This is a genomic window from Rhodococcus sp. IEGM 1305 (genome assembly GCF_030058635.1).
Lineage (GTDB): Bacteria > Actinomycetota > Actinomycetes > Mycobacteriales > Mycobacteriaceae > Rhodococcus_F > Rhodococcus_F opacus_D.
Genome location: NZ_JASHKX010000016.1, coordinates 57,284 through 78,610 on the forward strand (window position 1 = coordinate 57,284; position 21,327 = coordinate 78,610).

Genomic DNA, 21,327 nt, shown 5'->3' on the forward strand with positions numbered 1-21,327 from the left:
GATGCCGTGGCCAGGGGATCGTGCCAGTATCGAACATGTGCAACCTGTGTCGAACACGTCCGCGGGCGGTGCCCAGTACGCGGGCGCCGTGACCGCGCCTGCCCCGCCCGACGGCATTCCCATGCCGCGGCTCGAACGCCGGACCGGTGGTCGCATCGTCGGCGGCGTCGCGGGTGGTATCGCCGATCAGCTGGGCGTCGACGTGATGAAGGTGCGGGTCGCGTTCGCGTGTCTCGCCGCGCTCGCCGGCGCCGGCATCGTCGGCTACGGACTGTTGTGGATCTTCACGGCCGCAGGTTCCGACACCGAGAAGCCCAGTGCCTCCGAGCGGCGGAGAGCGTACGGACTGATCGCGATCGGCCTTGCCGGTGCGTCCGCGTTGTCGTGGTTGTTCAGTGGCCGGGTCGGTTCGGTGATCGCGCCGATCATCGTGGTGGCGGTCGGCGCGGCTCTGGTGTGGCGCGAATTCGATTCGGAAGGTCCGCGCACCGTCATCGGGCTGCCGCAGCGTCCCACCGTCCTCACCTGGGCGCGGGTCCTCGGTGGCGTGACGTTGATCGTGTCGGGTCTCGGTGTGGTGATCCTCGCGCAGGTCGACTTGGCTGCGCTGCGTTCGTCGTTGCTGGCCGTGGTGGTCACCCTCGTCGGCGCCGGGCTGCTGACCGTGCCCCTGTGGTTGCGACTGTGGCGCGCGCTGGGCGCGGAGCGTGCCGCCAGGATCCGCAACGACGAGCGTGAGGAGATCGCGTCACACCTGCACGACTCCGTCCTGCAGACCCTGGCGCTGATCCAGAAGCAGGCCGACGATCCGCAGGAGGTCGCGCGGCTGGCCCGGGGGCAGGAACGAGAACTGCGGAAGTGGTTGTTCGGTGGGGGAGACACCGACCATTCGAGCCTCGCGGAGGCGTTGCGCATCATCGCAGGCGAGGTGGAGGACCATCACGGCGTCACGGTGCGGCCGGTGACGGTCGGCGATGTGGCGCTCGACGTCGAGGGCACGGGCGAGGGTCTGTCGAAGGAGAGTTTCACGGCGGTGCTCGGTGCGACGCGGGAGGCTCTGGTCAACGCGGCCAAGCATTCCGGGGAGACGGACATCAACCTGTTCGCCGAAGCCGAGCGCGAACAGGTCAGTGTGTTCGTCCGGGACCGCGGCGTCGGATTCGACGTCGACGAGGTGTTCCCGGACCGTCAGGGCCTGGCGAAGTCGATCCGTGGACGGATCGAGCGGCGCGGCGGGCACGTCGACGTGCGGTCCGCACCCGGCAAGGGCACCGAGGTGCGAATCCACATGCCGCGGAACGGCCGGACGTGGGCGACAGCGGGCGCCGCCGAGGACACGGACACTGCCGGCGTCGAGGACGTGCCGTTCAGTCAGGGTGCGTGAGCACCACTTTCGCCATGTCTGCTCGCAGGCTGTCCCGGTGAGGGGGTAATGTTCGCCGGCGACACGACTGTGGGGGTCGTGTGGTCGCACCGTGCTGCGGCGGGGTGGGACGCGAGATGTCAAGGGGGGATTTCATGTTCGACCGTGAGGGTCTGCGCGTGCGCGAGCACGAGTTGCAGGATCAGATCGACTCGATGCTGGCCACGCTCGACCGGCAGACGCAGGAACTGCATGCCGCTCAGCAGCAGGTGGCGCAGCTGCGGATGAGTGGGGCGTCCACCGACGGACTGGTGCAGGTGGTGGTGAACTCGGTGGGCGGCGTGGTGGACGTGCGCCTCGCACCGGACGCGTTCCGGCGGTCCACCCCCGAGTCGCTGGGACGTGCGATGACCGAAGCCGCCCGGCGTGCGGGCGAGGCCGCGCACACCGAGTCTATGCGCCTCATGGGATCGATCGTGGCCGCGACCGAGACCCTGCCGGATCTGCCGGACCTCGTTCCCGGTGCTCCGAGTCTTCGGGACTTCCTCCCGCGCCTCGAGCCCGACGTCGGTGGCGTCCCGGCCGAGCGGGAACCGGACCTCGATGATCCCGACGACGCGCGGTGGAATCGGCCGGTCCTACGGGACGGGTGGCAGTGAGCGCGCAGCTGTGGGTGGACCCGATGCATTTGCGTAGCGTCGCACCCCGATTCGACGCCCTGTCGCAGCGGATGGCAGAGGTCGCCGCCACACTGCACTCGACCCTCGAGGCCGAGGGGGAATGCTGGGGCGGCGACGGGACCGGGACGACGTTCGCGAGCGGGTATCTGCCGTCCGCGGACGCGGCCGGACAGTCGTTGGGGTTCGCCGTCGGGGCGCTGGCCGCGCTCGGATCCAGGCTCAGGAGCACCGCCGACTCGTTCGACGACACCGACCGCGGCACCACATCCAGCCTCGCCGGGCTGTTCTGATGGGCATCGAGGTTCCGGGCAGTGTCCGGTGGCTGGCGGAGAAGGTCGTCGGGGCGGACTGGCCCGACGCGGACGAAACGGCGATGGAGCGGCTCGGGCAGGGGTGGAAGGACGCCGGTGCCTCGCTCGACGACATCATCGAGGAGGCCGACGCTGCGATGCGGTCGGCCATGTCCGGGGTCAGTGGTGACGTCGACACCTCGATGGCGCAGCACTGGGTGCGGATCGGTGGGGACGGGGCGCTACGCGAGTTGTCGGGGTTGCTTCACGAACTCGGCGACATCCTCGACTGGTCGGCCGACGACATCCGGGTCGCGAAACTGTCGATCATCGCGGCCCTGGTGGCGCTGGCGGCCGAACTCGTCGCGGTAGCGGTGGCCAGCGCGATGACGTTCGGTGCGGCGAGCCCGGCCGCGTTCGCAGCGGAAGCGGCCACACAGGTTACCGTCCGGATGATCATCCGGCAGCTGATCACCTCGATACTCACCCGTGCGGCGACGGGTGCAGCGGCCGGCGCCGGAACCCAGGCGGTTCTCGAGGCTGCGTTTCAGGAGTACGAGATACACGTGGGTCGGCGCGACAGCATGGATTGGGGCAATGTTGCAGAGGCGGGCGGCAAGGGTGCGGTTCAGGGAGGCGTGAAGGGGGCGGTCAACGGCGCGTTCGGGCTGAAGTTCACCGACCCTCGTTCTCGGTTCGGGGGCATGCTCGGCTCCTATGTGCAGGAGGAGACGGTCGGCACACCGAGATTCAGCGGCGCCGTCGTCGACGAGGTGCTGGACCGGACCGGACTCGATGACGACGTCCGGCGTGCCCGCGACGAGATCGACGGGCGTCTGCCGTGAACGTGGTCGACCGCCGGCAGCGGGTCCGGCCCGCCGGCCACCTCCGGCGTGGTGTCGCCCTGGTGCTGGACCTCGTGTTGCACGCACTCGTCGGGGCCGTGGTCGGAGTCGTCGTCTACGTCGTGCAGACGGCCGGACAGTCGGTGCCGCCGAACGCGGCGGAGGGAACGGCGGGGTTCGCGGTGATACCGGCGTGGCTCGTGTTCTCGTTCGTCCACCGGACCGCGATTCAGGCGCGATTCCATGCGACGTTCGGCAAGTGGATGACGGGTCTCTGCGTCGTGCGGCCGGAGGACGGAACGTGGCCGAGCTTCGGATATCTGGTGAAGGCCTGGTTCCGCAGTGCCGGAGCGGCTCTCCAATCGGATACCGCCACCGACGGGGAAGACGGGATGCCGGCGGTGGTGCGGCGACAGAGCGAATCATTCGACACGCTCTAGAGTGGGGTGACACTACCGCCCACGCGAGGAACAGCTGCAGTGACTTTGCCTGAAACACCCCCGTACCGTGTCTTTCTCGTCGATGATCATGCCGTTTTCCGTTCCGGTGTCCGCGCCGAGCTCGGCAGGGAAGCGGACATGGAGGTGGTGGGCGAGGCGGGCGGTGTCGCGGAGGCGGTGGCCGGGATCAACGCCACCTCACCGCACGTCGTGCTGCTCGACGTCCACATGCCCGACGGGGGCGGTGTCGCTGTGCTGCGGGGCATCGAGTCGGGTCCGGTGTGCCTGGCACTGAGCGTGTCCGACGCCGCCGAGGATGTGATCGCCGTGATCCGCGCCGGGGCACGCGGGTACGTCACCAAGACGATCTCGGGCGCGGAACTGGCCGACGGCGTGCGCCGGGTCGCAGGCGGTGACGCCGTGTTCAGCCCGAGGCTCGCGGGATTCGTGCTGGACTCCTTCACCGGGCGTTCCAATGCTCCTGAGCCGCAGCTGGATCCGGAGCTGGATTCGCTGACGCCGCGGGAGCTGGAAGTGCTGCGGCTGCTCGCGCGGGGGTACACGTACCGCGAGATCGCCGAGGAACTGGTGATCTCGGTGAAGACGGTCGAAACGCATGCGTCGAACGTGCTGCGGAAGACGCAGCAGTCCAACCGGAATGCGCTCACGAGGTGGGCGCACCGCCGGCGGATCGACTGACCTCCCGGGGTATCAGGGCTGGGCGAGGAGGACGATCACGGCCACGAGCACGGCCAGGATCAGGATCGCGACCATGACACCCATGGCGATCGGCGCCCACGCCACCACCTGATCGCGGACGGTCGGGGCCGGCGAACCGGGAGCGGGTTTCGTCGGGCGCGGCGGCCACTGCAATCGGCCGAGCGGACGCGGCACGTTCTTGAGCGGTGTGCTCTGAGGCACGGCGGGCAGACCGGCTTGGGTGGAACTCACCAGCTTGCTGCGCCGGCGTGAGTCGGGCAGCGGCGTCGAACGGTGTGCCCACGCCGGGATGGTGCCGTCTGCGGAATAGACGGGCGAACCGACGAGGTGCGCGACGTTCCCGTCGCCTGCCATGGCCACCCGGGCCAGGGCGTCGCGTGCCTCGGCCATCGTCGGACGACGCGCCGGGTCGGGCTCGAGCAGGTGCAGCAGCGTGTCGGTGAGCGGTCCGGCCTTACTGGGACGGTAGATCTCGGCCTTCGCGACCCGGTGCAGGAGTGCGATGGAATCGGAGTCGATCCCGAATGGCGGCTGGCCCTCGACGACGGTGTACAGCGTGGAACCGAGCGAGAAGACGTCGCTGGCCTCGGTGGGATCCTGGCCGCGGGCGACCTCGGGGGAGAAGTACGCGGGTGTGCCGGTGATGACCCCGTTCGTGGTGTCGGCGGAGTCGCCCTTGGCGCGGGCGATGCCGAAGTCGCTGATCTTGACGGTGCCGAGTTCGCGGCCGCGGTCGGCGACGAGGATGTTGCCCGGCTTGATGTCCCGGTGCACGATCCCGGCGGCGTGGGCGGCGGTGAGCGCGTCGGCCACTTGCGCGCCGATCTGGGCGACCTCGAGCGGGGGCAGTGTGTCGGCGATGTTCATCGCCTGGGCGAGGCTGCGGGACGGCAGGTACTCCATGACCAGCCAGGGCTCGCCTGCCTCGAGCGCGACGTCGTACATCGCGATGGAATGGCTGTGGGCGAGTTTGGCGGCGTTGCGCCCTTCCCGCATGGTGCGTTCGCGGACCCGGCGGGCCTCGTCGGGGTCGAGTCCGGCCGTTGTGGTGACCTGTTTGATGGCGACGTCGCGGTGCAGCAGGGTGTCCCGTGCGAGCCAGACCGCGCCCATTCCACCGCCGCCCAGTTTGGACCGCAGGCGGTACCTTCCGGCCACCAGGTATTCGGGTCCGATGCCCCTTTCGCTCTGCTCCTGCTCCATCACGCGTTCAGGTTAGAGGATTGCGCGGACACGGGATGCGCGACGGTCCTGACCTGGCCGTTCGGGGTCCACTTGACGGGCCTCCACCGACCGGCTTTACTTGAAATGAGTTCGAAAATACGTTCGAACAAAGCGTCTGTTCGAGCCGCGTCTTCCCCGTGGTTGCCGACCGCTGTTGGTGCCGAGTGTCAGGGGTGTCGAGTTGGCTGAAGTGGCCGGCGAGCCGGGGTTTCCGGTGCCGGGGTCTCCCGAGTTGTCCGGGCTGTCCCGGCAGGAGCGTCTGGACTACCTCCGACGACGGATGGCCGCTGTCCCCGCGCGCGGTGAATCGGTGGCGAGCCGCGCCCCGGTGGAGAGTGCGTTCCCCACGACGGGCACGTCCGCAGCGCCCGATTCCCATGCTGCCGGGGTGCTTCCGGTTCCGGCTGCACTGGCCGAACTCCTTCCCCGAGGCGGGCTGGTGCGCGGTTCGGTGGTGTCGGTGTCGGGTGCCACCTCGCTCCTGCTGGGTTTGGTCGCGTCCGTGACCGCGGGCGGCGGACACGTCGCGGTGATCGGACATCCCCGGCTCGGGGTGCTGGCAGCGGTCGAGATGGGGGCGCAGCTGGAACGGCTGGCCCTGATCCCCGATCCGGGCGCCGATCCGGTGGAGATCGCCGCGGTGCTCCTGGACGGAATGGATCTGGTGGTGCTCGGACTGGGTGGGGCGTCGGTGGCGCCGTCCCGGGCGCGCGCGGTGGTGGCCCGGGCCCGGAGCAAGGGGGCGACCCTGGTCGTCACGGACGGACACTGGGACGGCGCGGAGATGCGGCTGGAAGCCCGGGTGCACGGTTACGCCGGACTGGGCAACGGATCTCAGGACCGGGGATGCGGGCGGTTGCGTTCCCTCAGTCTGGCGGTGTGCGCCCGGGGACGGTCGTTCCAGCCGCGCACCACCCGATTGGACGTGCGGTCGGCGCAGGGCCGGGTGGAATGGGTGAGTGCACCGGAACCGGTGGCGCCCCTCGAGGCCGCCCCCTTCCCGGGGCCGGTGGAGGTGGTGGGTCTGTGAGCCGGGTGCTGGCGTTGTGGTGCCCCGACTGGCCCGCGGTCGCGGCGGCTGCTGCCGCGGACCTCCCGCCGACTCATCCGGTGGCGGTGACGTCGGGTAATCGGGTGATCGCCTGCTCGGCACCGGCCCGCGCGGACGGGGTGCGCAGAGGCCTGCGCCGCCGCGAGTCCCAGGCCCGGTGCCCCCGGTTGCACGTGGTGACCGCCGATCCCGACCGCGACGCGCGGCTGTTCGAGCCGGTCGCCTCGGCCGTCGACGCGGTGGCGCCCGGTGTCGAGGTGCTGCGACCCGGTCTGGTGGTGCTGTCCGCTCGCGGTGTCGCCCGGTACTTCGGTTCGGAGGAAGCCGCCGCGGAACGGTTGGTGGACCAGGTGTCGGCGGTGGGGGTGGAGTGCCAGGTCGGCATCGCCGATCAGCTGTCCACGGCCGTGATCGCCGCGCGCAGAGCAACTCTCGTGCCACCCGGTGAGGGGGCGGACTTCCTGGCGCCGCTCCCGATGCGGGAACTGGCCGCCGAGCCGAGCCTCGCGGCACCCCACCGCGGTGAGCTGGTCGATCTGCTGCACCGGCTCGGGTTGCGCACGATCGGCAGTTTCGCCGCGCTGTCGGCGGGTGATGTGGCTTCGCGGTTCGGAACCGATGCGGTGCTGGCCCACCGGGCCGCGCGGGGTGAGCCGGAGCGTCCCCCGTCGGGGCGGTCGCTGCCTCCCGACCTGGAGGTCGAGGAACGATGCGATCCCGTCATCGAACGGGTCGACGCCGCCGCCTTCGCGGGTCGTGCGCTGGCGGAGAAGCTTCATCGCACACTGTCGGACGCCGCGGTGGCCTGCACCCGGCTGTCGATCTCGGCGAGCACCGGCAACGGTGAGCAACTGTCCCGGATCTGGAGATGTGCGGAACCGTTGACGCCGGAGGCGACGGCGGACCGGGTGCGGTGGCAGCTGGACGGGTGGCTGACCGGGCGCAGTGAGAAGCGGCCCACCGCCGGTATCGCCGTCCTGCGGCTCGAACCGGTGGAAGTGGTGGCCGCCGGCGCCCTGCAGCTGGGGCTGTGGGGTGGAGTCGGCGACCAGGACGAGCGGGCCCGGCGGGCTCTGGTGCGCGTGCAGGGACTGCTCGGCGGGGAAGCCGTGCAGGTGGGGGTCCTCAGCGGTGGGCGGGGCCCGGCGGAGCGCATCACGTTGCTGCCGTTGGGTGACGAGCTGATTCCGCGCAACGATCCGTCGGAGCCGTGGCCGGGCACGTTGCCGGAACCGGCGCCTGCCGCGGTGCTGACCGCGTATCCGGAGGTGTGGATGTCGGACGAGCGGGGTATGGCTGTGACGGTCACGGAACGGGGGGTGTTCAGCGCGCCTCCCGCGCGGTTGCGGTGGGGGAGCCGAGAGTGGGCGGTGTGTGGATGGGCCGGACCGTGGCCGGTGGACGAGCGGTGGTGGGACCCTCCGGCCGCCCGGACGGCGGCCCGGGCCCAGGTGCTGCTGGAAGAGTCGCGGGCGCTGCTGGTGATCTGCACGGCAGGCCGCTGGTCGGTGGAGGGAATCTATGAGTGACACGGAGCGGGACACACCGCACCGCAGGGTCGTCGTCCAGGAATTGACGAGCCTCGACGGGTTCGTCGCCGGGCGGTCCGGCGAGCTGGACTTCTTCGATGCGGTGCCGGACTACGGTGAGGTGGACCGGTACAACCTCCGTCTGCTCGCCGACACGGACCTCGCCCTGCTCGGGCGCAAGACGTATCAGATGTTCTCGGACTATTGGCCCACCGAACAGGCGCAGGGTGAGGTCGTGGCCGAGATCGTCAACTCGATCCCGAAGCTCGTGTTCTCCTCGACGCTGGACAGTGCCCCGTGGGGGGATCGGGAGCCGGCGCAGCTGTGGCCGGGCGACGCCGTCGAACGGGTGCAGCAACTCCGGCAGGAGCCCGGTGGCGACATGATCGTCTGGGGGAGCATCACCCTCGCACGGGCACTGCTCGCCGCCGAGCGGGTCGACGAAATCCAGTTGCACGTGGTGCCGATCCTGCTGGGGCACGGCCGCAGGCTCCTCGACGAGGGCACCGGGATGCATGCGCTGACGTTGCTGGAGTCGAAGGGGTACGACTCCGGGGTCGTCACGTTGCGTTATCGGGTGGGGCGGGCGGCGTAACCCGCCCGGCGACCTACCTTGCGAACCGACCGTTCGAAATGCTTTGCTGTGCAGAGGGTCGCGTGCCGGTGGCGGACAGCGTCAGGCATGGAGGCCGGCCACGGCCGCATCGTCGGGTCGTGGCATACCTCGAAAGGGTCGACTGTGACCATTTCTTTCAACCACACTATCGTCGCCGCCAAGAACAAGCAGGAGTCGGCGACATTCTTCACCACGTTGTTCGGACTGCCGGACGCCGTGCCTGCCGGCCATTTCCTGGCGGTCGCCCTCGACAACGGGGTGTCTCTCGACTTCGCGGAACCGCCGGTCGAATTCCCGCCGCAGCACTATGCGTTCCTCGTCGGCGAGGACGACTTCGACCGGATCTACGGTCTGATCGTCGAGTGGGGGCTCGAGCACTGGGCGGATCCGCGGCAGACGCTGCCGGGCACCATCAACACCAACGACGGCGGGCGGGGCGTCTACTTCCTCGACCCGTCCGGCCACTATCTGGAGATCATCACCCGCCCGTACGGGTCGGGCGGGTAGTCCGCGGCGGTCGCTAGTCTGGATTCTCGTGGAGACGAGCAGGACTACCCCGACGCGCGCCGGTATCGAGATCGCCTACCGGGACAGTGGCGAGTCCTCGGTGCCGGGGTCGTCGGGCGTCCATCCCGTGCCGGTGGTTCTGGTGCACGGGATGGGCGGTGACGGCGGCACCTGGGACCGCTTTGCCCGCGCACTCGTCGCCCGCGGGCGCCGCGTCCTCGTCGTGGATCTGCGGGGGCACGGTCGCAGTGCCCGCGCCGCGTCGTATCTGTTCGAGGAGTTCGGTGCCGACGTGGTGGAGGTGTGCGACAACCTCGGGCTGACGCGGGTGGATCTCGTCGGGCATTCGCTCGGTGGTCATGCCGCATCGCTCGCGGCCCAGGCCAGACCCGGGCTGGTTCGCCGGCTGGTGATCGAGGAGGCACCGCTCCCGTTGCGTCCCGGTGATCCGGAACAGGTTTTCGCGAATCGGCTGCCGTCGCTGCCGGAACTGTGGCACGCGACGACGAGCCTGATCCGGCATCCGCGGGCCGCGTTCGCGTTCGACCGATCGATGACGGGCTCGGCGCTCGAGCAGTTCCGCCGCCCGGATCCGTTGTGGTGGGACAGATTGCCGGACATCGAGGCCGACACGCTCATCCTGCGGGGCGGTCCGGGCGGAATGGTGGATCCGCGCAGGCTCGAGTCCGCGGTGGCGGCGATACCGAACTGCCGGGTGGTGGTGTTCAGTAGCGGGCACAGCATTCACCGCGACCGTTACGACGACTTCGCGGCGGCGGTGCTGCCGTTCTTGATGCAGCCCGAGACGAGCTGACAAAAAGTCCGAAAATGTAAACCGCAACGGCTTCGACAGGACTAGCGTGGGAACCGAAGCGGGGGCTCGGAACGGGCCGGTTGTCAGACGAGCGCCCCGAAACAGCGGGGCGTCCGACGACGTCTTCCGCACGTCCGGAAGAAGGTCAACGATGTCGACACTCACGCCTGGACGCCCCTATGCGCCCGGCAGGCAAGGGTTCAGCTCGCTCCGCGCCGGGGGCCTCAACTGGGACGCGTTCCCGTTGCGGCTGTTCACGAAGGGCAACGCCAAGTTCTGGAATCCCACGGACCTCGACTTCAGCCGGGACGCGGAGGACTGGGAGGGGCTGAACTCGGAGCAGCAGCGCAACTCCACGTATCTGGTCGCACAGTTCATCGCCGGTGAGGAAGCGGTCACCGAGGACATCCAGCCGTTCATGAAGGCGATGGCCGCCGAGGGGCGCTTCGGGGACGAAATGTATCTGACGCAGTTCTGTTTCGAGGAGGCCAAGCACACCCAGGTGTTCCGGCTGTGGATGGACGCGGTGGGCCTGACACACGACCTGCATCCCTTCGTCGCCGAGAACCCGTACTACCGGCAGTTGTTCTACGAGGAGCTGCCGGGATCGCTGAAGGTGCTCGAGACTGATCCCAGCCCGGCCAATCAGGTGCGGGCCAGCGTCACCTACAACCACGTCATCGAGGGCAGTCTCGCGCTCACCGGGTACTACGCCTGGCAGAAGGTGTGCACGACGCGCGGGATCCTGCCGGGCATGCAGGAGCTCGTCCGCAGGATCGGCGACGACGAACGACGCCACATGGCGTGGGGAACGTTCACCTGTCGCAGGCACGTCGCCGCCGACGACAGCAACTGGGGTGTCGTCCAGGAGCGGATGGCGGAGCTGATGCCGATGGCACTGGGCATGATCGACTGGGTCAACAAGCAATTCGAGGTCCAGCCGTACGGGCTCGACGACCAGGAGTTCATCGCGTACGCCGCGGACCGGGCGCAGCGCCGGCTGGGGGCGATCGAGTCGGCGCGGGGACGCCCGGTCGAGGAGATCGATCTGGACTATTCACCCGAGGCCCTCGAGGAGAAGTTCGGCGAGGAGGACGCCAAGGCGATGTCCGAGGCCGCCGGCTGAGGCACGCGCCGCGGTGACAGATGGCAGGATCGGCTCATGGCGCTCACCGCACTCGACCGCAGACTCCTCGGCTGGTCTGCAGCATTCGTGATCTCGCAGGCGAACATCGTCCGGCTACTCGGCCCGGTGGCACCCCGGCTCGCCGACATCCAGACCGCCCGGTCCGCCCGGTCCTACACGGCGATCCTCGACGCAATGTCCGCTGCAGACAGGGCGCGCTACCGCAGCCACTACTACCCGGACTTCGTCCATCCCCTGATCTACGCGGTCGCGTTGCGCACGGGCGCACGACGTCTGGCGGAACTGACACCACTCTCGGCGAGAACGCAGAAAGCGCTGGCGGCGGCCCCGGTGATCTCCGCGGCAGGCGACTACGCCGAGAACGTCGTCGGGCTGTATCTGCTGTCCCATCGCGAGCACATCACCGACGCGACCGTGCGCACCACCAGTGCGGTCAGCGTCACCAAATGGGTGCTGGCGCTCGGGACGCTCGGATATCTGTCCCAGGGATTCGTCCGGGTCTGGGCGGGACAGCTGTTCTCCCGCTAGATTCGGGCACATGTGTGCTGCCGAGCTCAGCGTCGAGTACTTCTCCGGACCGGCCGAGTTCCGGGAATGGCTCGGCGCTCATTACGACTCCTCACCGGGCATCTGGCTGAAGATGGCCAAGAAGGGGTCGGCGCATTCGTCGATCAACTACGACCAGGCTCTCCAGGTCGCGCTGTGCTACGGCTGGATCGACAGCCAGGTCCGCCGCGTCGACGACGACTTCTTCGTGCAGCGGTTCACCCCGCGCTCGTCGCGAAGTCCGTGGTCGAAGCGGAACCGGGAGTTCGCGGAGAAACTCGCCGAGGCAGGTCTCCTCGAGCCTGCGGGCGCGGCGGAGGTGGAGCGGGCCAGGGCGGACGGTCGCTGGGACCGCGCGTACGCGGGACAGAAGGCGGCGGAGATACCGCAGGACTTCCTGGACGCCCTCGCGCAGAATCCCGAGGCCGAGGCCTTCTACGCGACACTCGACAGCCACAACCGGTACGCCGTCTACTTCCGCCTGCAGGACGCCATGCGCCCGGAGACGCGTGCGCGCCGCATCGAGAAGTTCGTCCAGCAGTTGTCGGAGCGCAGGAAGTTCCATGACTGACCGATTTTCCCGACTGACACAATGGCATCGTGCCTGACACGATCACCGCCACCTGCTCTGCTCTGTCCGCGACCGACGAACCCCTCGCGGGCACCGCTGCGCATGTCACGGGCTGGGTGTGCCTGGAGTTCCCCGGCGCGTGGGGCCGGGACGTACTCGACGGCACCGCGCTCGGACCGGACCTGGCCCGTGAGCTGGACGCCCGCGCCGACGCGGCCGGGGTGCGGGTCATGTTCATCCGCCGGCCGGGCCGCAGCACCGCGGCCCCGGATCGGCGGACGGTGCTGCTGGCGCAGTCGCATCCCGCGCGGTCGTGGTGCGAGCGGCTCGAGATCGGCTTCCCGGAAGACCTGCTCGACCTGGACCTCGGGCTGATCGCGGGGACCGCACCCGGTCTGGGCACACCGGTGACGGACCCGGTCGTGCTGGTGTGCGCGCACGGGAAGAGGGATCAGTGCTGCGCCGTCCTCGGACGGCCGGCCGCGGCCGGCCTGGCCGCGGAGTTCGGCGACGCGGTGTGGGAGTGCTCGCACACGGGTGGGCACCGGTTCGCGCCTTCGCTGATCCTGCTGCCGACGGGGTACACCTACGGCCGGTTGTCGACGCAGGAGAGTGTCGACGCGGTCCGCGCCGCCGCCCGGGGCGAGGTGTACCCGACCGGGCTGCGCGGCCGCAGTTGCTGGGACGCACCGGGGCAGGTGGCGGAACTCGCCGTCCGCGATCTCGTGGACGCGGCCGCGGACGAGCTCACGGTGGACGCGAACTCGGTTGTCGCGCATCGCGACGGGCGCCGCTGGGTGGTCGACCTGGAGGAGTGGGAGCTGCCGCCCCGGCCGGCGAGTTGCGGGGCGGCGCCGAAGCCGGTGCGACCTGTTGTCGCCACCGGAGTCCGCGCCCTCACCCCCTGACTCGGTCACCAGTGGGTGCCGGGCACCAGCCTTCCGACCTTCCGGGCGGCGCGGCCGAGGACCGACGACGGGTGGTGCCTAGGTTCCGGCGTGTGCTGAGGAGCCGGCGCCGCGTCGTCCGTGCTCTGCCCCTTCGCCGCCGGGGAATCGGGGAACATGCGATACATCTGGTGCATCACGCGATCCTTGACGGCGGGTGCGAAGACGTGGCCGAGTTCCCCGAGCGTGCCGGTCGGGACGTCGATGCGCTTGGGGCGTTCGATCAGCGCCCGGACGACCATTGCCGCCGCCTTCTCCGGGGAGGTGATCGGTCCGACGTTGTACCGGCCGGTGGGCGCGATCATCGGCGTCTCGACGAGTGGCATGTGGATGGTGGTGAACGTGATTCCGTCCGAGAGGGTTTCGGACGCCGCGACATCGGTGAAGCCGTCGAGGGCCGACTTGCTGGCGACGTAGGCGGCGAACCGCGGCGTCGCGCCCTGGACCCCGGCGCTGCTGATGTTGACGATGTGCCCGAACCGCCGCTCGCGCATCTGCGGGAGGAAGGCGAGGACGAGCCGAACCGCGCCGAAGTAGTTGACGGCCATGGTCCGCTCGAAATCGTGGAGCCGGTCCGTGGAGTGGTAGAGGCCCCGCCGGATCGACCGGCCGGCGTTGTTGACGAGCATGTCGACGTGATCGTGCTCGGCAAGAACGGCTTTGGCGGTGTGCTCGACCGACTCCTCGTCGGTGATGTCGCAGGGGTACCCGTAGGCGTCGCCGCCCGCCGCACGGATCTCGGCCACCACGGCGTCGAGTTCCTCGGTGCGCCGGGCGAGGAGAATGACCTTCGCGCCCTTGCGGGCCGTCGCGATCGCGGAACTCCGGCCGATTCCGGACGACGCCCCGGTGATCACCACGTGCCTGCCCACGAGCGGTCCGGCCGGGTGGGGCCTGCGCGCTCGATCCGGGTCGAGGTTCTCACGCCAGTACGACCACAGCCTGTCGGCGTACGACGCGAACCGGGGGACGTCGATGCCTGTGCCGCGCAGCGCCTCCCGGGTGTCCTCGTTCACGAACACCGTGGGCAGCGTCATGTTCTCGACGAGCACGGGCGGGATGCCGAGAGCGCCGAGCACCACCTTGCGGCCCGTGTCGAGGGCCGAGTGGGGGGTGGGAGTGAGGAAGGGGCGGACGAGTCCGCCGGGGAGTCCGGCCGCGGGATGCGGTGCACCGGCGGCCTTGGCGAGCGCGGCGTAGATCTCGCGGACCGGCTGGGGGCGCGGATTGACGAGATGGAACGTCTGGCCGTCCCGTCCCGGTGCCGACATCAACTCCACGATGGCCGCGGCCACGTAGTCGACGGGGACGACGTTGGTCGAGCCGATCCGGGGGACGGCCACGGGCAGGGCCGCGGGGAGTTTCGCGAGCGCCGCGATGGCGGGGAAGAGGTAGTACGGGCCGTCGATCTTGTCCATCTCGCCGGTGACCGAACTGCCGACCACCGCGGAGGGGCGGTAGATTCGCCACCGCAGGCCGTCGGCTTCCCGGACCAACTTCTCCGCCTCGAACTTGGTGCGGTGATACGGGGTGGGGAACCCCTGCCCGAGATCGAAATCGGTTTCCCTGAACGGACCTTCGTGGTCCCCCGCGACGGCGATGGACGAGACGTGGTGCAGCGTCGCATCCAGTTCCCGGGCCAGCGCGATCACCGAGCGGGTGCCGTCGACGTTCGTGGTGGCCTGTTCGTCGCCCGCCGTGAGGTCGTAGATCGCGCCGAGATGCAGGACGTGGTCGGCCGCCGGCGCCGAGGTGAGTCCGAGGCCGGGCTCCGTCAGGTCGCCGATCAGCGGATGCACGCGTTCGCCGCCCGGCATGCCGTCGACGAGCGCCTCCCAGCGCGCGACGGACGCGCGCCGGACGAGGACGTGGATCTCGGCTGATGCATCGCGGTCGAGGATCAGGGGCAGCACGTGCCGACCCAGGAAGCCGGTTCCGCCGGTGACGAGGTAGGTGGACATGACCCGAACTTACTCCAAAGTAAGATAATGCACTAGTGGCCCAGACCCACCTTGGCGTGCACCTTCTTCATCCAGGCCGGAGCCCACCAGTTGGCCTCGCCCATCAGCTTCACGAGGGACGGAACGAGGAGCATGCGGACCACCGTCGCGTCGACGATGAGTGCGACGATCATCCCCACACCGAGGAACCGCATGATCGACAGACCGGAGATGGTGAACGCTCCGGTCACCACCACGAGCAGCAGCGCCGCGGCCGTCACGATGCGGCCCGTGCGCTCGGTGCCGAAGCGCACCGCCTCCTCCGTGGTCGCGCCTGCCTCGTGCGCCTCGACCATGCGTGACATCAGGAACACCTCGTAGTCGGTCGACAGGCCGAAGACCACGGCGAGGATGAGGACCACGAACGTCGCCTCGAGCGGTGCCGGACTGACCCCGAGCAGACTCGCGCCGTGGCCCAGCTCGAAGATCCACGTGAGCACACCGAACGTGGCGGCGAGGCTCAGCCCCGCCATCGCGACCGCCTTGATCGGCAGCACCACCGAGCCGAACGCCAGGAACAGCAGCACGAGCGTCGAACCCACCATGATCGCGATCATCACCGGCATCCAGTGCACGATCGCCGCGTTCCCGTCGTCGACGGTCGCCTGACCGCCGCCGACGAGGAGTTCGGTTCCCTCGGGTGGCGTGATGGCACGGAGTCCGTCCACTGAGGCGCTCTGGTCGTCGGTGGTGACGCCCTCGGAGTAGACGGCCTGGACCGCGACCAGCTCGTTGCCGGACGCGACGACGGTGGCCGCCCCGATGCCCTCCACCCGGCCGGCGGCCTGGGCGACCGCGGCGCCGTCGGCGGCGGTCGGGGCCGTGCCGTCGGTGCCCCGGAGAATGAGGGTGGCGCCGTTTCCGGTGGTGGGAAATTCGGTGGTGAGAGTGTCGGTGGCGATCCGGGCGGAGTCGTTCTCCGGGAGCGCCGTGTACGTGACCTCGCCGAGTGATGCGCTGAGCAGGGGCGAGGCGAGGACCATCAACCCCGCGACGATGCCGACCGCGATGGCGACCGGCCGCCGCATCACCCAGGTGACGACGGAGCCCCAGAACTTGCGGGCGCGAACCTCCCCGCGCTGCGCCGCATCCTTGCGCCAGGTCAGTGCGTTGATGCGATGACCCAGGATCGCGAGCAGCGCCGGGACTGCGGTGAGCGACAGCAGCGCCGCGCTCGCGACCGCGGCCATCGCACCGAACCCGAGCGACTTGATCACGTCCTGCGGAAACACGAGCATGCCCGAGAACGCGCACACGAGAAGCAGACCGGAGAACAGCACGGTGCGGCCCGCGGTCAGGACGGTGCGCCGGGTCGCCTCCGCGACGTCGGCGCCGGACTCCAGTTCCTCGCGGAAACGTCCGACGACGAACAGGCCGTAGTCGATCGCGAGCCCCAGGCCGAGCAGGGACGCCACGTTGATCGCGAACGAACTGACGTCGGTGAACAGGGTCAGCAGGCGCAGGGTGGCCAGGGCGCTGAAGATCGAGAGCAGCCCGACGAACACCGGAACGGCCGCGGCCACCAGACCGCCGAAGATGAAGACCAGCAACACGAGAGTGATCGGGAGCGCGATCGCCTCGGCCAGCACCAGGTCCTGTTGCAGCCGGTTGTTGAACGCCACACCCACCACCGAATTGCCCGCGAACTCGGTGTCGATGCCCTCCACCTCGAGCTTCGGCAACAGGTCGTCGAACGTGGCGGCGGTGATCCCGGCGTCGGGATCGACGGTGATCGCGGCCGACGCCTTGGTGCCGTCCTCCGACACCATCAGCTGCTTTCTCGCCGCGTCCGCGGTCCAGTACGACGTCACCGAGTACGTCGGCACCTCGGCGGCGAACCGGTCGAGACTCGCGGTGACCTCGGGGCCGATGTCGTCCAGGGTCTTCCCCTCGGGTGCCGTGTAGATGGCGATGATGTCCGGCGTCTGCGGACCCAGGTTGTCCTGGACGATCCGGGCCACTTCGGCGGATTCGCTACCGGGATCGGTGAACCCGCCCGAGCTGAGTTTCGCGAAGACACCGGTGCCCCACACGCCGCTCACCAGAACGGCGACGACGGCGAGGCTCAGGACCCACCATTTGCGTGAAACAACGGTCGAGGCCCAACGTGTCATGCGTCATCTCCGGCGTGTCTGGGGCGGGCAGCTGCGACTGCCGACTGTAGTGCGGATCGGGGTGTCACCGGCGGGGGTGTGACGCGGCTCCCGGCAAATCGTGCATACTCGGCATCGCACTTGCAGCCACACGCACGGGGGAAGCCGGTCCGAATCCGGCGCTGACCCGCAACGGTAGGCCACCAGATCATTTCGGTGGCGAGCCCGATTACCCGGCGTGGGGTGTGCGACATCCTTTTCGTCGTGGTCTACGAAGCGGAGTCCTGCAGGCGCCGCACCGGGCGTCTGCTGACTTCTCATTCGTGGCTCTGAGCCGCAATGAGGTTTACATGCACGGTCAGTTGTTCAGAAGTACCGGTCTGGTCACGCTCGCGGTGGCCGCGCTGGTGGTCGCCGGGTGTTCGCGCGGGGAGTCCGTGGGGCAGACCGCTTCCGCAGAATCCTTCGCCGAGCCGGTGTCCGTCACCAACTGCGATCGAACGGAGACGTTCGACGCCCCGCCCCAGCGCATCGTCAGCATGAACGATCACGTCACCGAGGTGCTGATCGAGATGGGGGCCGGCGACCGCATCGTCGGCACAGGGTACGGCGACGCGACCCCGCTGCCCGAGTTCGCGGACGCCTTCGCGAAGATCCCGAAACTCGCGAAGGAATACCCGACCCGGGAGCAGATCCTCGACCTCGACCCCGACCTGGTGGTCGGCGGAATGCGGAGCGCGTTCGACGAGAAGGAGGGGCGGTCGCGCGAATCCCTCGGCGACCAGGGCATTCCCACCTTCCTGTTCTCCGAGTACTGCGGGCAGGGCTTCCCGGACATCGGTCTGCTGCGCAGCGACTACCAGCAGCTCGGCGAGATCCTCGGAGACCCCGACCGGGCGCGGGCGATCACCGACCGGGTGACGTCCGGGTTGCAGGCCGTGCGCGACGAGATCGCGGGCGCCGCCCCGGTTCCGACGTTCTTCTACGATTCCGGCGAGGACGTCCCGCTGACGATCGGTGGTGTGGGAGTCGGCCAGCTCATCGCGGACCACGCGGGTGCGGCCAACCTCTTCGCCGAAGGGGAGAAGCCGTATTCGAAGTCCACCTGGGAGATCATCGGTGAACGCGCCCCGGAGGCGATCGTCGTCCTCGACTACGGCACGACGAGTGCGCAGGCGAAGATCGACTTCCTGAAGTCGCACCCGATCATGTCGACGACACCCGCCGTGAAGGCCGGCCGCTTCGTGGTGGTGCCGCTCGACGACTTCTTCGAGAGCCCGCGCCTGGTGCGGTCGGTGGAGACGATCGCGCGGGCACTTCATCCGGACGACGTCGGCGCGCGATGACCGTCACCGCAGAACGTGCGGCACCACCGGCGCAGGCACCACACCCGGCCCGCGCACGCCTCGGTTTCGCGGGCCTGACGGTGCTGCTCGCGCTGACAACCCTGTTCGTCGTCGGCCTCGCGGTGTCGTTCGGTTCCGTGCGCATCCCGGTCGGCGACGTCTGGGCGATCGTCGCGCACCGCGTGGCCCCCGGCGCATTCGAGTCCTGGTGGTCACAGGCGCGGGAGTCGATCGTCCTCGACTCCCGGCTGCCGCGGGCGCTGACCGCGGCGGCCGTCGGTGCGGCGCTCGCCCTCGCAGGCGCCGTGGCGCAGGCGGTGACCCGCAATCCGCTGGCCGATCCCTATCTGCTCGGCGTGTCCTCGGGTGCCGGTTTCGGCGTGGTGGTGGTGACGGTGCTCGGGCTCGGGGTGGGAGCGCTCGGCGCGTTCACCGTTCCCGTCGCGGCATTCCTGGGCGCGATGGTGCCGCTGTTCCTGTCGCTGGCGATCGGCGGACGGTATCCGCAGCCGACGGCCGTCATCCTCGTGGGCGTCGCGTCGGCGCAGGTGTTCTCGGCTCTCATCACGTTCTCGATCCTGGTCGTCGCGGACGAGCATCAACTGAGTTCGGTGATGCACTGGCTGGCAGGCGGGTTCGGCGACTCGCGCTGGTCGACGGCGATCTTCCCGGCCGTGGCACTCGCGACGGTCGGGGCCGCGATGATGCTGAGCGCGAGCCGCATCGACCTGCTGCAGGCGGGAGACGACGGCGCCGCCGCCCTCGGCATGAACGTGCGACGCTTCCGCGTCGTGCAGTTGCTCGGTGTGTCGATGCTGGCCGGGGCCGCCGTGTCCGTCGCAGGCGGCATCGGCTTCATCGGTCTGCTGGTGCCGCACCTGGCCGGGTACGTCGTGGGCGCCCGGGCGGTCAGGCTGCTGCCCGTCGCCGCATTCCTCGGCGCGATCGCGATGGTCGCGGCGGACACGGCCGCGCGGTCGGTCGCGCACAGCATCGAGGTCCCGGTGGGCGTCGTCACCGCGCTCGTGGGAGCGCCGATCTTCGTGTGGATGCTCTACCGGCAGTATCGGAGGGCCGAACAGTGACCGCGCTGAGCCTGCAACGTGTCCGCGCCGAACTCGGGTCGCGGGAAGTGCTGCACGGCATCGACTTCTCCGTGCGTCCCGGTGAGGTGCTGGCGTTGGTCGGGCCCAACGGTTCCGGCAAGACCACCGCGCTGCGCTGCTGCTACCGCGCGCTCACCCCGACCGGGGGCGCCGTCGCCGTCGACGGAACGGACACCGCCGATCTGGGCCGGCGGGAACTGGCCCGCACGATCGGGGCGAGCACCCAGGAGCCGCGGGTGTCCGCGGGACTGACCGTGCGCGAATCCGTTTCGCTCGGACGTATCCCGCACCGGGGCTGGTTCGAACGGGCGACCGGCGCCGACAGTGAGATCGTCGAGACGTGCATACGTCAGGTCGGGCTGGCCGAACTCGCGAATCGCGACGTCCAGGCGCTGTCGGGCGGGGAGCGTCAACGGGTGTCGATCGCCCGGGCGCTCGCGCAGCAGCCGAGGGTCCTGCTGCTCGACGAACCCACCAACCACCTCGACCTGCGGCATCAGCTGACGGTGATGAACCTGCTGCGTGACCTCGCGTGCGACGGTCTGGCGATCGTCGTGACCATGCACGACCTCCGGCTGGCCGTCGAGTTCTGCGACACGCTGGCCGTGATGCACGATGGACGGGTGATCAGCACCGGTCCGCCCGCCGACGTGCTGGACGACGCCGTGCTCGGCGGGGTGTTCGGCATCCGCGCCGTCGTGCGGTCGACGCCGCGGCTGTCGATGGAGATCCTGGGGTTGGCCGATGGATGAGCAACTGCGGCGTGCGTACGAGCTGACCGCCCGCCGCGTCCCGATGATCGCCGACCAGATCGGGCAACCCGGCGCCTCCTCGTTCCCGGCCGTGCGCCTGACCGATCCCGGCTGGCTCGCAGACCGCGTCGCGGACACGGCGAGGCGGTGGGGCAGCGACGATCCCCGGGTCAACGGCACCCTGTGGTGGTACTCGGCCAGCTCGACCCTGACCGGGATTCCGATCGCGACCGCGCTCGTCACGGGGGTCGCCGCCCGGCCGCGGCTCGTCGACGCCGTGGCATTCCTGCGGGACGACGGGTATCTCGGCGGCCTGACCGCGTCGTCGGCACTGCCGGTCACCGAGGGGCTGTCCGAGCTGGCGTCCGAGATGGCCACGGCGCTGACGCCGATCATCGACGCTCTCACCGCGGCGTCCGGGGTGCGGCAGGCGGCGATGTGGGCGATCACGACGGATTCGATCGCCAACCGGGCACTCGACGCGGGAACGGCGTGCGGCGATCGCGCACGCGGCAGCATCTTCGCCCGGGGGCTGGTGGACGCACTCCGCCGCGTCGGTGTGGTGATGCCGGACCCGCGGTTCGTCGACATCCGGGCCGGGGCACTGTCACGCCGGTTCACGCAGCGGGCGTCGTGTTGCCTGATCTACGAGACCCCCGGGTCGGGCAAGTGTGTGAGCTGCCCGAGGAGGCCGGCCGAGGACCGTCTGAAAGGTCTGGCCGCGCTCGTGACGTGAGTCC

General features: G+C 69.6%; 22 protein-coding genes and 1 riboswitch. Of the genes, 19 read left to right on the plus strand and 3 right to left on the minus strand.

Annotated features, from left to right (window positions below; all coding sequences use genetic code 11):
* Window position 1: 1 nt before the first annotated feature.
* The 6 genes from QM693_RS21620 (at window position 2) to QM693_RS21645 (ending at window position 4,317) form a co-directional block, all read left to right on the plus strand.
* Window positions 2-1,384: a PspC domain-containing protein gene (locus QM693_RS21620; protein ID WP_411194601.1), complete on the plus strand. Its 1,383-nt coding sequence runs from the start codon at window positions 2-4 to the stop codon at window positions 1,382-1,384.
* Between the two features lie 134 nt (window positions 1,385-1,518).
* Window positions 1,519-2,022 (plus strand): YbaB/EbfC family nucleoid-associated protein, encoded by a 504-nt coding sequence (locus QM693_RS21625; protein ID WP_283353395.1) that lies wholly within the window; start codon window positions 1,519-1,521, stop codon window positions 2,020-2,022.
* On the plus strand, window positions 2,019-2,333 hold the full coding sequence (locus QM693_RS21630) for a WXG100 family type VII secretion target (RefSeq protein WP_283353396.1): 315 nt from the start codon (window positions 2,019-2,021) through the stop codon (window positions 2,331-2,333). The genes QM693_RS21625 and QM693_RS21630 overlap by 4 nt, the downstream gene beginning before the upstream one ends.
* Window positions 2,333-3,178 carry a WXG100-like domain-containing protein gene (locus tag QM693_RS21635; RefSeq protein WP_283353397.1) on the plus strand — a complete coding sequence of 282 codons (846 nt, stop codon included), beginning with the start codon at window positions 2,333-2,335 and terminating at the stop codon, window positions 3,176-3,178. Before QM693_RS21630 ends, QM693_RS21635 begins: the two co-directional genes overlap by 1 nt.
* A complete protein-coding gene (locus QM693_RS21640; protein ID WP_283353398.1) occupies window positions 3,175-3,618 on the plus strand; it encodes an RDD family protein in 444 nt (147 codons plus the stop codon). Before QM693_RS21635 ends, QM693_RS21640 begins: the two co-directional genes overlap by 4 nt.
* 39 nt (window positions 3,619-3,657) lie before the next feature.
* The gene (locus QM693_RS21645) at window positions 3,658-4,317 is read left to right on the plus strand and encodes a response regulator (protein WP_009479420.1); all 660 of its coding nucleotides are present in this window, start codon (window positions 3,658-3,660) and stop codon (window positions 4,315-4,317) included.
* Between the two features lie 12 nt (window positions 4,318-4,329).
* Here the strand turns inward: QM693_RS21645 and QM693_RS21650 are convergent, their stop codons facing one another.
* Window positions 4,330-5,541 (minus strand): serine/threonine-protein kinase, encoded by a 1,212-nt coding sequence (locus tag QM693_RS21650; RefSeq protein WP_105420571.1) that lies wholly within the window; start codon window positions 5,539-5,541, stop codon window positions 4,330-4,332.
* 211 nt (window positions 5,542-5,752) lie between these two features.
* Here QM693_RS21650 and imuA' point away from each other — a divergent pair, with 211 nt between their 5' ends.
* The 9 genes from imuA' to QM693_RS21695 all read left to right on the plus strand — a co-directional run bounded on the left by imuA' (window position 5,753) and on the right by QM693_RS21695 (window position 13,251).
* Complete coding sequence (gene imuA' / locus QM693_RS21655; protein ID WP_280782729.1) at window positions 5,753-6,592, plus strand: DnaE2-dependent mutagenesis accessory factor ImuA'; 840 nt, start codon at window positions 5,753-5,755, stop codon at window positions 6,590-6,592.
* Window positions 6,589-8,142, plus strand: coding sequence for a DNA polymerase Y family protein (locus tag QM693_RS21660; RefSeq protein ID WP_280782676.1), 1,554 nt, complete (start codon window positions 6,589-6,591; stop codon window positions 8,140-8,142). Before imuA' ends, QM693_RS21660 begins: the two co-directional genes overlap by 4 nt.
* Window positions 8,135-8,737, plus strand: a complete 603-nt coding sequence (locus QM693_RS21665; RefSeq protein WP_283353399.1) for a dihydrofolate reductase family protein — start codon at window positions 8,135-8,137, stop codon at window positions 8,735-8,737. The genes QM693_RS21660 and QM693_RS21665 overlap by 8 nt, the downstream gene beginning before the upstream one ends.
* A gap of 144 nt (window positions 8,738-8,881) precedes the next feature.
* A complete protein-coding gene (locus tag QM693_RS21670) occupies window positions 8,882-9,265 on the plus strand; it encodes a VOC family protein (protein ID WP_280782678.1) in 384 nt (127 codons plus the stop codon).
* Window positions 9,266-9,293: 28 nt separating this feature from the next.
* Complete coding sequence (locus QM693_RS21675) at window positions 9,294-10,079, plus strand: alpha/beta fold hydrolase (protein ID WP_283353400.1); 786 nt, start codon at window positions 9,294-9,296, stop codon at window positions 10,077-10,079.
* A gap of 151 nt (window positions 10,080-10,230) precedes the next feature.
* Entirely contained in the window at window positions 10,231-11,205 is a 975-nt protein-coding gene (locus QM693_RS21680; protein WP_283353401.1) for a R2-like ligand-binding oxidase, read from the plus strand.
* Between the two features lie 36 nt (window positions 11,206-11,241).
* On the plus strand, window positions 11,242-11,754 hold the full coding sequence (locus QM693_RS21685) for a hypothetical protein (RefSeq protein ID WP_283333017.1): 513 nt from the start codon (window positions 11,242-11,244) through the stop codon (window positions 11,752-11,754).
* 10 nt (window positions 11,755-11,764) lie between these two features.
* Window positions 11,765-12,343, plus strand: coding sequence for a YdeI/OmpD-associated family protein (locus tag QM693_RS21690; protein WP_283353402.1), 579 nt, complete (start codon window positions 11,765-11,767; stop codon window positions 12,341-12,343).
* A 29-nt stretch (window positions 12,344-12,372) separates the two neighbouring features.
* A complete protein-coding gene (locus QM693_RS21695) occupies window positions 12,373-13,251 on the plus strand; it encodes a ferredoxin family protein (RefSeq protein WP_283353403.1) in 879 nt (292 codons plus the stop codon).
* A 5-nt stretch (window positions 13,252-13,256) separates the two neighbouring features.
* On the opposite strand, the gene QM693_RS21700 is transcribed toward QM693_RS21695, so the two are convergent.
* Both QM693_RS21700 and QM693_RS21705 read right to left on the minus strand, forming a co-directional pair.
* Entirely contained in the window at window positions 13,257-15,251 is a 1,995-nt protein-coding gene (locus QM693_RS21700; RefSeq protein ID WP_283353404.1) for an SDR family oxidoreductase, read from the minus strand.
* 32 nt (window positions 15,252-15,283) lie between these two features.
* Window positions 15,284-17,404, minus strand: coding sequence for an MMPL family transporter (locus QM693_RS21705; RefSeq protein WP_283333021.1), 2,121 nt, complete (start codon window positions 17,402-17,404; stop codon window positions 15,284-15,286).
* Window positions 17,405-17,506: 102 nt separating this feature from the next.
* Window positions 17,507-17,638: riboswitch (cobalamin riboswitch) on the plus strand.
* A 95-nt stretch (window positions 17,639-17,733) separates the two neighbouring features.
* Here QM693_RS21705 and QM693_RS21710 point away from each other — a divergent pair.
* Genes QM693_RS21710 through QM693_RS21725 form a run of 4 tightly spaced genes read left to right on the plus strand, consistent with a single transcriptional unit; the run spans window position 17,734 to window position 21,323 of the window.
* Window positions 17,734-18,729: an ABC transporter substrate-binding protein gene (locus tag QM693_RS21710; protein ID WP_283353405.1), complete on the plus strand. Its 996-nt coding sequence runs from the start codon at window positions 17,734-17,736 to the stop codon at window positions 18,727-18,729.
* A complete protein-coding gene (locus QM693_RS21715) occupies window positions 18,726-19,814 on the plus strand; it encodes a FecCD family ABC transporter permease (protein WP_105420542.1) in 1,089 nt (362 codons plus the stop codon). Before QM693_RS21710 ends, QM693_RS21715 begins: the two co-directional genes overlap by 4 nt.
* Window positions 19,811-20,587, plus strand: a complete 777-nt coding sequence (locus QM693_RS21720; RefSeq protein ID WP_283333023.1) for an ABC transporter ATP-binding protein — start codon at window positions 19,811-19,813, stop codon at window positions 20,585-20,587. Before QM693_RS21715 ends, QM693_RS21720 begins: the two co-directional genes overlap by 4 nt.
* Window positions 20,580-21,323 (plus strand): (2Fe-2S)-binding protein, encoded by a 744-nt coding sequence (locus QM693_RS21725; RefSeq protein ID WP_283353406.1) that lies wholly within the window; start codon window positions 20,580-20,582, stop codon window positions 21,321-21,323. Before QM693_RS21720 ends, QM693_RS21725 begins: the two co-directional genes overlap by 8 nt.
* Window positions 21,324-21,327 lie beyond the last annotated feature (4 nt).